The following is an 11,858-nucleotide window of genomic DNA, read 5'->3' as shown; positions in this document are numbered from 1 at the left end:
TCGGCTGAGTGTCCGCTGGGCCGGTAACATTGCCGGGTGTCCCCGGCCTGGCGACGCGTCCCGTGGACGCTGCGCTACCGCTCCGGTCGTCGACTGGCCTCGGACCTGCGCCGACTGTCCGTCCTCGCCACCCATCGCCATTGCCGGGTCGAGTTCAACGGCCCGGTGCATCTCGGGCCGGGGTTCTCCCTGGAGATCTGGCAGCAGGGCAGCTTCGTGGTCGGTCCCGATTGCCAGTTCCGGCGGGGCTTCGTCTGCGAGATCGCCGGAGATGGGCGGGTCGAGATCGGACCTCGCGCGGTCTTCACCTCGAATGCCCTCATTCAATGCACCACGACCGTGACAGTCGGAGCTGATGCCCAGTTCGGGCAGTCGGTGTTCATCGCCGACGGCAACCATCGCTTCCGCGACCACACGATCCCGTTCCTCGAGCAGGGGTTCGACTTCCGCCCGATCGACATCGGGGCGGGGGCGGTGATCCTGAGCAAATGCACGATCATCGCCAATGTCGGTGAACGCGCCGTCGTCGGTGCGCACGCGCTGGTGAATCGCGACATCCCGGCCTACTGCCTCGCGGTCGGCGTCCCCGCGCGCGTGGTCGAATATTTCGGGCCACCGGACCGGCGGCCGGCCGGGCTCGAGTGCTAGCGGCGTCGGCTCGCGACCTGACGATCGTCATCGACGGCCACGGTCGGTGCGCACCCACCCAGGTGACGGTCGAGGCCTTGCGCGACACCGTGCGCGACGGAGCCGACGTCATGGTCGTGGACGCCGGTGGCGCGGTCGCGGCGGTGCGGGCGGCCGTCGACGTCTCGCGGCGACCGCTCCTGCTGCTGCTGCGGGGCGGGGTGCGACCGGCGGGCGACCTGGTCCGCCGCCACCTCGACCAGCACCGTGGCAGCCCGCGCGGCCGGCTGGTGCTGGGAGCAGCCCCCTGGCCCGGGGCGACCCGATTCCACACCTGGAACATTTCGGGTCCGACCGCGGCCCTCGGCGAGGCGGCAACCGTCGTCGCCCTGGACGGCGGGGACGCCTCGCGGCTGGAGATCGAGCTCCGCGCCACCGGTCTCGAGTTTCTGGCCGAACCCCGGGCTCGGGTGCGCTGCCCTACCCGGCTCGATGTCGAGGCGATCCGCGACTATGGCCGCTCGGTCGCCGAGACCGGTGTCCGATGGCACGCACCGGACTCGCTGCCCGCGCCGGCCGCCGACGGGTTGGCCGCTTTCGTCGACGGCTGGTCCGACGTCTTCGACTTGGCGCAGCTGCGCGCCTACCTCGGCAGTGGCTTCGACGAAGCCGACCTACTGGACCACCGTGGCGCGGTGGAGCGGGAGGAGGCGACCGCCGAGAACGAGCTCGCGTTCTACCGGTCGAGCCGGGCCTACCTCTACGACCTGACCGCGTTCGGAAGTTGGCCGACCAAGCGTCCCTACCGGGCGGTGCTGCGTCAGTTCACCCCGCCGGGGGGTCGGCTGCTGGATTACGGCTGCGGGGTCGGCGCCGACGGGGTTCGGCTGCTGCGTCTCGGCTACCGGGTCGAGTTCGCCGACTTCGACAACCCGAGTACCGCGTTTCTGCGTTGGCGACTGGCCGACAGCGGACTCACCGCCCCGATCCACGACATCGAAGGCATCGTGCCGGGCGGCTTCGACACGGCCTACGCCTTCGACGTCATCGAGCACGTGGCCGACCCGTTCGCGTTCCTGGCACGGCTCGAGGCGCTGGCCCGGCTGGTCGTCGTGAACCTGCTGGAACCGGAGCCGGCCGACACGCACCTGCACCGGGCGTTGCCCATCGAACGACTGGTGGATCGAGCCCGCCGACACGGGCTGCTCTACTACCGGCGCTTCCACGGGCGCTCGCATCTGCTCGTCTACCGGGGCCGCCCGACTCGCAACCCCCTGCGGCGGCTCGTCTCGGCGCGAACGATCGACGTGGAGACCGGCCCCGGTGGGGATCCGGTCGACCGCCGGTCCGGCTAGAGCACGAAGGTTCGGTGCCGGATCGAGCCACGGATCATGTGCCGCATCTCGTTGAGCTCGATCGCCATGGCACCGGGAAGCACGGCCCATCTGCGTCGCGGCCCCTCACACAGCGGCTGGACACAGGTCCGGTAGTGCAGCCAGGGCAGAGTCAGCGCCAATGCCCGCCGATCCCGCGGGGTCAGCGCCACGCCGAGGAAGAGCAGCAGCAGCCGGGCGTGCGACTGCTTCCAGAAGACCCCGGCGGTCAGCGCCCGCTGCCGCAGGATCGGATGCCGAGCGACCACGCCGGGAATGTCCTGCCAGCGCCTCTGGTCGCGCAGCATGGCACCGAAGCTGCTCGGTCGGACATCGTGGTAGACGAGAGCGCGGCGCAGGAACGTCGGTTTGGCGCCGTGTTCGACGATGCGCAGCCCGAGGTCCGTGTCCTCCCCGGCCGGAAACCGGTACGACTCGTCGAATCCGCCGACAGCCTCCAGGTCCGTCCGGCGGTAGAACAGGTTCGCCGTTGCGAACCACAGCAGAACTCCCTCGTCGACCCACAGGGTGTAGGAGAACGGGCCGACCAGGTGCATCTGACCTGGATGCGGGATGACCCGCCCGACGCCGATCCGACCTGGTTCGGCCATCGCCTCCGCGCCCACGTACAGCCACAAGGACGTGGGCTCGCAGTCGTCGTCGGTGAACGCGACGACGGGCGCCTTGGACGCTTGCCAGGCACGGTTGCGGCCGGCGGCCGGCCCCTGCGACTCGTCGTTGCGGATGAGAGTCAGCTTCAGCGGGGAATCCGCGCGCAGCCGCTCCAACACCTCCCAGGTGTCATCCGTAGAGCCGTCGTCGACCACGACGACTTCGAAGGCGTCCGGACCGAGCACCTGGTTTTCCAACGCGGTCACGAGGCGAGGAAGCAGGTGGGACCGATTGCGAGTGCTTACGCACACGGAGATGAGCAGCTCCGCACCCGGCCCGGTCACCGGGCGGAGTCTAGGCCACTGCCGCTGGGGCACGCGCCGCTGATCGCAGCCCGCGGCGGCCCGCGCCCTTATCCTGCGGGCTGCGATGTTTCCCGACCGACGATCCACCCAGACCGTGCCGCCTTCCACGCTGTACTCCACCGAGTACCTGCTCTCACCAGCGCTGGAGGGCTTGCCGGCGTTCCAGGCCGGCACCGTTTCGCTGGTCAAGCAAAGGGAGATCGACCTGCTGGCGATCCGCCCGGGCCAGCGCGTGCTCGACCTAGGGTGCGGTCGCGGGGACGTCGTGGCCGAGCTCCTGCGCCGGGGGTTCGAGGTCTGCGGCGTCGACTATTCGTGGGATGCCGCACGGCTGGCCGGGGGTCTGGTAGCCGGACGGGCCCTGGTCGCCCAGGCCGATGCCGTGGCACTACCGTTTGCCGCCGGTGCCTTCGACCGGGTGCTGCTCGGTGACGTCATCGAGCACCTGCCGTGGCCGATGGCGGTTCGGGCGCTGCGGGAGGCGGCGCGGGTGACCACACCAGGCGGTCGCATCCTGGTACACACCGCGCCGAACACCTGGTTCATCCGTCTCGTGCTGCCGCCGCTGCTCATCGCCCTGCGGCTGCTCGGTCGCTCGGAGGTGCTCGCGCGGTTCGCCGAGTACAACCGCCTACGCGGGCTCATGCACCCCAACGAGCTCAATCCGTTGTCGCTGCGCCGGCTGATGCGCCAGAGCGGGTTGACCGCGCGCACCTGGGTGGATGGCGACGTGATGCGGTCCGGCGCCAGTGAATGGACGTCCGCGTTGGCCACCAACCCGCTGATCAGGCTGCTGGCCAAGGTCGCGGCGGGATGGCCTGCCCGTCTGGTCATGGGGAACGACCTCTACGCGCTGGTGGACCTCGACCCGTCACCGGACGTGCCGCGATGACGGACCCGAACCGCTGCCGCAGCCGCCGCCCCCCCGCAGCCGAGCAGGCCGAGCGTGATGGCGAGCCTGGAGCCTTGGCCGGACGGGCCCAATGCCGCGCTGGCGATATCCCGCCCCCGGACCAGTGAGCCGATCTCGTCGGTGACCGGGAACGTCGACCAGTCGAAGAGGCGGCGGTCTATTGCCGCTTCCGTCGCCGGTTCTTCGAGCAATGCGATGTAGGCGCGACCCCTCGTCTGGGCTGGTCGGGGATGGATCGCTCGGGCCAGCGCGCGCAGCTGGCTGTTCTGCTCGTAGTCGACGGCCACCCCGGCCACCCCGACCAGCAGGCTGGCGCCGGACAGTGCCACCGCGACCGGGCGAAGCGCAACCCGGAGCCGCCAACCCCGGTGCGCGAGCTCGATGAGCCCGAGCGTCATGACTGGCAGGACCGGGAGAAAGTAGCGTGGGCCGAAGCTTCCGCCGCCGTACCAGCCCCAGTAGACCGCGAAGAACAGCAACCGCTCCACGACCAGCCCGCTCGCCACGAAGGTGATCACCCGGCTGCTCCGCCAGGCGGCACGCCAGCCGAGCAGGGCGACCACCATCAGCGGCGCGAAGAAGAGCACCCCCTTTCCCGGCGACAGGATCTGGCCGTAGAGACCGGCGCCGAGGGAGTGGTTGAGAACGAAGACCCCGACGTCGTAGCCGAGCCGCCACGGCGCGCCGTAGCGCGCGGCGTTGTACCAGGCCCACAGCCCGGCGAAGGGCAGCGCTGCGAGCGCCAGCCGGGTGGCGGTCTCCCGGCGTTTCGGACTGACGAGGATCGCCCCGAGCACGAGCCACGGCACGACCAGGGCGAGGGAGTCGCTCCGGATCAGCGCGCTCGCGCCGGCCGCCACTCCGGTCACCGGCGGGCCCCAGCGCAAACCCCGCGAGGTGGCGGTGATCCCCAGCAGGCCGATGGTGATCGCCAGCCCGAGCGCGATCTCGCCGAAGCCGGTGCTCGCGTACGGCAACAGCCCGCCGCCGAGGGCGGCGGCCAGGGCGATCGCGTACGCCGAGACGCGGGTGCACTCCCGCAACCGGCACCACGCGTAGACGGCAGCCGCCAGCCCACCCAGCAGCCACGCGTTGGTCGCCATGATGCCGGCGGCCGCGCCGGCGCCCACCAGCCTGCCGAGCGCGAGGGTCGGGATCATGAGCAGGGACATGCCGAGCCCGTAGGAGGAGTACGGCGTGTTGATCTTCAAGGGATCGATCGCGACCGTGATGGAGTGGTGCCCCAGAATGTTCCGGGCGACCTCACCCATGATGAACCCGTCGTAGTTGTCGTAAAGGGACCGCGCGAACAGGAACCCGATCCCGCCGACGAGGAGAGCGACGCTGAGCGCAAGCAGCCGGTCCTGGCTTTTCGCGGATGTCGCTGCCCGCACCATGCCCCCTCGCCGACAATGGCGTCTGTGACCAGCCGGGACGCGACGCCGGCACCTGACCGGCCATCCCCATGGCTCAGTCGGCTCGCCCGGGACCGCAAGCTGCGCTACTTCTTCGACCAGGTTCCGCCGGGCGCCACCATACTGGAACTGGGTTGCGCCGACGGCTGGGTCGGCCGCTGGGCGGCTCGGCACGGACACCGGGTTCTCGGCGTGGACGTCCGGCCGCCGGCGGACATCGTCGGCGACATCCGAGCGTGGCGCTCGTTGGGGCTGCCCGAACACGGCTTCGACGTGATCATCGCGTTCGAGGTGCTCGAGCACGGGGAGTTCAGTGAGGTGCTGTACGATCTCCTCGAGCCGGACGGGAGGCTGATGGTGACGACGCCGGTGCCTCGACTGGACTGGGCGTGCCGGATCGGTGAGGCAGCCGGAGTCCTTCAACGCCGGACCAGCCCGCACAGCCACCTTTTGGACGTGCGCCGGATGCCGCATTTCGTCGTCGTGGAGCGGCGGATCGTCGGCCTGGTCTCGCAGTGGGCGGTGCTCCGGCCGGTCCGGGCGGCCCCGTAGTCGGTCCCGGCGCTCGCGGACGTCAGCCGGTGGGGGCGGGGCTCCTCCGGAGCATCGGAGCGCTGCGTCCCGTCTCATGGTGCACGTCCTCGACGTTCACCGACCAGATGTCGCGACGTGCGCCCTGGAGGTTCTCCACCGCCAGCATCGCCGTCAACATCGAATGGTCCTGGTTGTTGTACTTGTGCATGCCGTTGCGCCCCACCGGTTGGACGTTCTGGACCTCGGCGCGCAGCCAGTCGCGGATGACGTCCACCCGCTCCTGGTAACCCTCGTCGTAGACCGGGTAGGCCGATCTGATCCGCGCCACGAAGCCACGCTGGACCCGCTCCGGCGCCACCAACCCGAGGATGGCCAGTTCGCCGGCCGCGAGCCGGATCAACTCGTCGTCGGGGAGAGACCACAGCTCGTCGTCCGCGAAGACGAAGTACTCGAGGCCCAGGCAGGTAAGGCCGTCCTTGACCATGTCGGCGGACCATCGCCCGTAGTTCTGGATCCGGCCGACCTTGACCCGTGGGGCATGCACGTAGATCCAATTGTCCGGGAAGCCGTCCTCGGCCGGGACGATCAGCGCCACCGTGAGGAAGTCCCGGTAGGACAGTCCGCGGGCCGCCGCCTGCACCGGCTCGGGCGCTGGAGGATCCATCGCGAGGACCAGGTCGCCGAGCGGCATCGAGGAGATCAGCTGATCCGTCTCGACGCGGAACGGGCCAGCGGGACTGTCGACGGTGACCGAGCTGACGACGTCTCCGGTCCGATGCAGGCGCATGACCTTGCTGTCGAAAAGGATCTCGGAGCCCTGCTCCCGCACCCGTTCAGCCATGCGCTCCCACATCATCCCGGGTCCGAGGCGTGGGTAGTGGAACTGCTCGATCAGGCTGGTGATTCGGGTGCGGCTCCGGCGTCGGGGGAGAAGCGAGCTGGTGATCGCGTTGAGGAGCGAGAGGTTCTTGATGCGTTGCGCCGCCCAGTCCGCGCTGATCGCCGTGGCCGGGACACCCCACACCTTCTCCGTGTAGGTCTTGAAGAACATCCGGTACAGCCGCCAACCGAACCTGGCGGCCGTCCATCCCTCGAACGTCGTGGTATCCCGGGGGGGTCGCACCCGGACCCACAGGTATGAGGCGAGGCACCGGATCGCCTCGACCACCCCGAGGTTCTTTAGCGCGTTCGCGGGCCGCAGCGGGTAGTCGAAGAAGCGCCCGCGGTAGTAGATGCGGCTCATCCGCGGCCGGAGGAGGAAATCCCGGTCGTCGAGGATGTCGTGCCACACCCGTTCCACAGCCTCGACCTTGGTGAAAAAGCGGTGCCCGCCCATATCGAAGCGCCAACCCTCACGTTCCACCGTCCGGGCGATCCCACCCACGACCGAGTCCGACTCCAGGACGGTCGCCGTCCGGCCGTGTCGACCCAGTTCGTAGGCAGCGGTAAGACCGGCCGGCCCGGCGCCCACGATCACTACGCGCTCGATGGGACTGGATCCGGGCATGTGCCAGAGACTAACGACGGGGACACGGGGGAGCCTGCGCCCGGCCGTACCATCGAGGCGTTCGCCGGCGTGGCGCAACCTGGCAGCGCAGCCGACTTGTAATCGGCAGGTTCTCGGTTCAAATCCGAGCGTCGGCTCTGACCGGAGGTGTGGCCCGGTTGATCCGTGCCCTCACCGCGAAGCGGACTTCGCTCCGCATTGGACCACGCGGGAATGGGCGTTTGCGCCGTGGCCGGCTCGTTGGGAGCGTCGGCGTGATCCCCACTTTCGGGAAACCGGAGTATATTGCGCTTTAGCGGGCATATTCAGCCGTGCGTCGGCCCTGGATCCCGGTCGCAGGAACTCTCTCCGAGGGGCACTCCGATGACTGGTCCGCTTGCGCGTTTCCCCACCCGGGTTCTGGTACCTGGGCTCGGGATCACGGTCGCCGTCACCCTCGCCCTAACGGTCCTCGCCGGCGGCCCAGCGGATGCCGCCCAAGCGCCCGTCGGACTTGGGACGGCCGCTAGCTTCGCGGTGCTAGCGCACACCACCGTCACCAACACCGGCCCGTCGACGCTCAGTGGTGACCTCGGGCTGAGCCCGGGAACCTCGGTGACCGGCTTCCCTCCAGGCACGGTGAGTAATGGCACCGTCTACATCGCCGATGCTGTGGCGGCCAAGGCGCAAGCCGACCTGACCACGGCCTACAACGATGCCGCCGGTCGTTCGCCCACGGCCACGGTCACAGCAGACCTCGGCGGACGAACGCTGGTACCCGGCGTCTATTCCGGCTCGACCCTCGCCCTCAACGGCACACTCACCCTCGACGCGCAGGGCGACCCCAGTGCCGTGTTCGTCTTCCAGGCCGGCAGCACGCTCATCACCGGCTCTGCGAGCGCTGTTTCGCTCATCGGTTCGGCCAGCGCCTGCAACGTATTCTGGAAGGTAGGAAGCTCCGCGACGCTTGGCACCAACTCCGTATTCGTGGGCAGCATCCTGGCGCTGACCTCGGTGACCGCCGACACCGGCGCTTCGGTAGCCGGGCGTCTGCTCGCGCGCAACGGTGCGGTCACCCTGGACTCCAACAGCGTCACCCGCCCGAACTGCGTGAGCGCGACGGCCTCGGCGACTCCGACGGCCTCGGCGACTCCGACGGCGTCCGCGACCCCGATGGGCTCGGCGGCTCCCACGACGTCCGCGATCCCCGCAGCCTCGATCACCTCCTCGACAGCGATCCCCCCTTCGGCGCCAGCCCTCCCCGGGCTGTCCACGACGAACGGATCTGTCGGCGGCGGCGGGTCGGCCGGCCCCGGGGTGGGGCTCCCGCGGACCGGCGAACCGGTGGGCCTCCCGGTGATCGTCGGACTGTTGGCGCTCATGCTGGGTGCTCTTATCGTGCTGGCTGCCGGGCATCCGGCAGTCGCAGATCCGCGCACCAAGCCCAGCACGCGGTCTAGTCGGTTTCGTCGGCACCGGGCCTAAGCGAATAGCGGCCGACCTCGCGACCGAACGCGCGCCACACCCGACGCCGGGCGGCGCCTCGCGGCCACCGCGCCCCGCGCGGAGCTGAATTCGGCTAGCCGGCTACGGATGCCAGCCGTCGTTTGGCTCCCGCTCCCGCAGCCAGCGCAGCCATGCGCCGATGCCCAGCCCGACCGCCCCGAGGACCGGCAGGGACGTGCGAGTGCCGGTGGCTGGCAAGCGCCGGGTGTCCGCGCGGGCTGGGCCCGGGCCCGTCGCGCAGGTCGCAGCCGTGGCCGTCCAGGTCAGCTCGAGCACGAGGTCGCCGGCGGGTAGTGCAATCCGAACCAGGCCGCCGGGTGGTCGTCCCTGCGGGCTGAGGGCGATGGCCCGACCGCCGAGGGTGGCGCGATCCGGTGACGCCGGCAGCCGGATCACGAGTTCGCCGCCCGCGGGCGCCCACAAGCGGAGCGTGATCGAACCCGGGCCCGGGTCGGCGGAGACGAGTTGGGCACTCGATTGTTCGACAACCACGCCCGGCGCAAGCTCGTAGCCGAGGGGAAGCAGCACGGCGGTGGCCGGGGGCAGCCTGAGGGTGCCTTCGGTCGGCAGCCGGATGACCTTGCCGGACAAGGTCGTGGTGAGCACGGTCTCGACGGGCGTGTCACCGCGGTTGGCTGCCATCACCGTCGCCGTGCCCGAGGTGGGGGCGTCCAGAATCCTTGCCTGCACCCGCGCGTCACTGCTCTGTATCTGCGGATGAACGTTGGCAAGAGCGCGGATGACCTCCAGATGTGCCTCCTGCACCGGCCGGAACGGGAGCCGGCTGGCCCCGCCTCCCGTCTGGGTCGTGTTCAACTCGGCGAGGCCGACGACTTGTTCGCCGTCCCAGTAGGCGAGGGCACCGCCGGTGATGACCTCTCCACCGCGGCGCTCGTTGGTGTAGTCGTACACCAGGAGCGTCTGCGCCGGGCCGCCAGGAAACGTGTTCGGCACCAGTGCGACAACCGCCGGGCCGAGGAACTGCTCGGCCAGTGCCCGCGCCGCCGCAGGCGCCCCGATCGGGGTGGGCAGCGCCTGGGTTTGCAGAACGGAACCGGCCCGTCCCGGTATCGAGTCGGCCGCAAGCCAGGAGCCCAACAACAGGGCCTCACCGTGGCCGTAAGGGAACGCGTAGCCACAGGACTCACCGCCCCGGCTGGCGATGGAACGGGCATGGGGGCCGAGCCGGTAAGTGCTCACCCCCCGCCACGTGCTCACCAGAACGCCGAGCACGCGCACCTGCTGAGCGTCGGCCGGGTAGAAGGTTCGCCGCGGCTGGAAGTACAACGCATCGGCGAGGATCGTGCACGGATTCAGGTCCTCGTCGAGGTTGGGTGGCGCCGGCCAGCACACCAGCCTTCCACCGGCGGCGACGTAGGCCACGAGGTGCTCCTGGACGCGCCGGGGCAGGATGTCGGCGGCCGCCAGGAACACGGTCGGGTAATCCCGGTAGTCCGCGGCCTCCGCGGCATCGGCGTCGAGCAGGTCGAAGGCGAAGCCGCCCCGGATCAGCAGGGTGGCTAGTGCCGGCACGTCGCGTTCGATCACATTGCGGACGTCGGTGCGGAACCCCCACCGCTGCGATCTGTAGGGGGCGCGGGTCAAGGCGTTGTCCCAGATGATCGCGACGTCCGGTCGGCGGATGGCGGCGCCAAGTCGCTCACCGGCGGTTCGTAGGGTTCGACCCAACCGGCCGAGATCTCCGAGGGCGCCGTCGGGAACGCCCGCGGTGTAGGTGAACTGCAGGCCCCCGAGAATCCCCTCCCCGAAAAGGAGGTCGTACAGGACGATGTTGTCGTTCTCCATCTCGGTCGCCCATAGGACGCCTCGGTTGCGCTGGGCCGCCCGAGCGGCGAGCGCGCACAGTTCGTTGCAGGGCAGCGTCCATGGATCGGTGCCGCCTACGTAAAGCTCCGGGTTGAGCTGGACGTGCGCCGCGTCCCGTGCCATGTCCGCCGGAGGCGCCAACGTCAGCTCCAACTCATGCGTGACTGGAACATCGACGCGGCTGGCGCGGAGGTCCGCGGCCAACGTGGCGAGGAAGGCGGTTACCTGCGCCGCCTTGAAGCTCTGCCAGGCGAAGGCCGGACGCAGACTCGAGACCCCCGCCGCCGGTGGGGGCCAGGCGGTCGGTGGTGAGCTACCTTCAACGGCCCGGTAGCGGGCGATCATTTCCGGGTGGTAGTCGACCTCGAACGGGCCGAATCGGTAGTAGAAGCATGACTCGTCGTCGACCTGGATGTTCACCACGGGGCCGCCCGCGCTGGCGAGCCACGGCCTGATGAACGCGGCGAAGGCCGCGAACCAGGCGCGCGCGGAGGCCAGGTAGGAGCTCGACGCGTAGCTGGGCGAAGGAAAGTAGAAAAGCGGTCCACCGCCGGTGACCACGCCCGCCGGAGGGCTGAACGGGAACCCTGGGGTCAGGGCCGATCCGTCCGGCCCTCGCTCATAGATCTGTGGATACCCGGCCAGCAGCAACCAATCCGGGAGGCCCCCGTTGCGCCACTCATCGGAGATGAACGGCCCCGGACGCAGAATCACCCGGAAGCCCCGTTCCCGGCACATGCCGAGGAAACCGTGCAGGTCGGTGTTCGCGACGCCTCCGATGATCCCCCCGTCCTGAAGCTCCTGGGCGGGGGTCTCGATCTGGTACTCGTCGGCGTGATCGTCGGGCAGTACCGGGTGGGTCCTGCCGGTGAAGTCGAACTGGCCGGGCAGGTACTCGTGCACGTTCCATGCCACGTAGGACTGGATCGTGGTGAACGCCGCCTGCTGGCACAGGTCCAACCGCGCCGGAATGTAGCTCGGGCGCATCCGGAAATACTGCAACTCGGCGCCGAACACCGGGCCCATGCCCGCCGTTCCGGCCGAACCTCCGCACGTGATGGAGGCGCGGACCGGTGCCGCGTCGAATGCCAGCGAACCGGCCGCCAGTGCGCCGACTTGCAGGGTGCCCTCGAGCAACCGACGGCGGGTCAGGTCGCGGTTCCACCAGGTGGCCCGGCCGCTGACCCGCTCGGACATGCT

Annotated in this window: 9 protein-coding genes and 1 tRNA gene; 6 read left to right on the top strand and 4 right to left on the bottom strand. The window is 69.8% G+C overall.

Annotation, left to right across the window (positions count from 1 at the left end):
• Positions 1-36 precede the first annotated feature (36 nt).
• Together VNG13_02005 and VNG13_02000 are read left to right on the top strand one after the other, a co-directional pair.
• Complete coding sequence (locus VNG13_02005) at positions 37-648, top strand: acyltransferase (GenBank protein ID HVA59293.1); 612 nt, start codon at positions 37-39, stop codon at positions 646-648.
• A 62-nt stretch (positions 649-710) separates the two neighbouring features.
• Positions 711-1,982 carry a methyltransferase domain-containing protein gene (locus VNG13_02000; GenBank protein ID HVA59292.1) on the top strand — a complete coding sequence of 424 codons (1,272 nt, stop codon included), beginning with the start codon at positions 711-713 and terminating at the stop codon, positions 1,980-1,982.
• Here VNG13_02000 and VNG13_01995 read toward each other — a convergent pair.
• Positions 1,979-2,956 (bottom strand): glycosyltransferase, encoded by a 978-nt coding sequence (locus VNG13_01995; protein HVA59291.1) that lies wholly within the window; start codon positions 2,954-2,956, stop codon positions 1,979-1,981. The two genes, VNG13_02000 and VNG13_01995, sit on opposite strands and share 4 nt — an antisense overlap.
• An 85-nt stretch (positions 2,957-3,041) precedes the next feature.
• Here VNG13_01995 and VNG13_01990 point away from each other — a divergent pair, with 85 nt between their 5' ends.
• The gene (locus VNG13_01990) at positions 3,042-3,869 is read left to right on the top strand and encodes a class I SAM-dependent methyltransferase (GenBank protein HVA59290.1); all 828 of its coding nucleotides are present in this window, start codon (positions 3,042-3,044) and stop codon (positions 3,867-3,869) included.
• On the opposite strand, the gene VNG13_01985 is transcribed toward VNG13_01990, so the two are convergent.
• A complete protein-coding gene (locus tag VNG13_01985; protein ID HVA59289.1) occupies positions 3,824-5,287 on the bottom strand; it encodes a hypothetical protein in 1,464 nt (487 codons plus the stop codon). The genes VNG13_01990 and VNG13_01985 overlap by 46 nt on opposite strands.
• Before the next feature lie 24 nt (positions 5,288-5,311).
• On the opposite strand from VNG13_01985, the gene VNG13_01980 reads away from it, so the two are divergent.
• Complete coding sequence (locus VNG13_01980) at positions 5,312-5,857, top strand: methyltransferase domain-containing protein (protein HVA59288.1); 546 nt, start codon at positions 5,312-5,314, stop codon at positions 5,855-5,857.
• A gap of 22 nt (positions 5,858-5,879) precedes the next feature.
• On the opposite strand, the gene VNG13_01975 is transcribed toward VNG13_01980, so the two are convergent.
• Entirely contained in the window at positions 5,880-7,346 is a 1,467-nt protein-coding gene (locus VNG13_01975) for an NAD(P)/FAD-dependent oxidoreductase (protein HVA59287.1), read from the bottom strand.
• A gap of 63 nt (positions 7,347-7,409) precedes the next feature.
• Here VNG13_01975 and VNG13_01970 point away from each other — a divergent pair.
• Together VNG13_01970 and VNG13_01965 are read left to right on the top strand one after the other, a co-directional pair.
• Positions 7,410-7,483: transfer RNA gene (locus tag VNG13_01970), tRNA-Thr, on the top strand.
• 226 nt (positions 7,484-7,709) lie between these two features.
• Positions 7,710-8,810, top strand: coding sequence for an ice-binding family protein (locus VNG13_01965; protein ID HVA59286.1), 1,101 nt, complete (start codon positions 7,710-7,712; stop codon positions 8,808-8,810).
• 102 nt (positions 8,811-8,912) lie between these two features.
• Here the strand turns inward: VNG13_01965 and VNG13_01960 are convergent, their stop codons facing one another.
• Positions 8,913-11,855, bottom strand: coding sequence for a beta-galactosidase (locus VNG13_01960; GenBank protein HVA59285.1), 2,943 nt, complete (start codon positions 11,853-11,855; stop codon positions 8,913-8,915).
• Positions 11,856-11,858 lie beyond the last annotated feature (3 nt).

The organism is Mycobacteriales bacterium (assembly GCA_035533475.1).
Classification (GTDB): Bacteria; Actinomycetota; Actinomycetes; order DATLTS01; family DATLTS01; genus DATLTS01.
Note: the sequence above shows the minus strand (reverse complement) of the source record. Positions and strands in the feature narration are given on the sequence as shown.

What these genes read in the sequence shown, in the direction of transcription:
- VNG13_01990 (HVA59290.1), top strand. Translation starts at nt 3,042, where the DNA reads ATGTTTCCCGACCGACGATCCACCCAGACCGTGCCGCCTTCCACGCTG.
- VNG13_01985 (HVA59289.1), bottom strand. Translation starts at nt 5,287, where the DNA reads ATGGTGCGGGCAGCGACATCCGCGAAAAGCCAGGACCGGCTGCTTGCG.
- VNG13_01975 (HVA59287.1), bottom strand. Translation starts at nt 7,346, where the DNA reads ATGCCCGGATCCAGTCCCATCGAGCGCGTAGTGATCGTGGGCGCCGGG.
- VNG13_01965 (HVA59286.1), top strand. Translation starts at nt 7,710, where the DNA reads ATGACTGGTCCGCTTGCGCGTTTCCCCACCCGGGTTCTGGTACCTGGG.
- VNG13_01960 (HVA59285.1), bottom strand. Translation starts at nt 11,855, where the DNA reads ATGTCCGAGCGGGTCAGCGGCCGGGCCACCTGGTGGAACCGCGACCTG.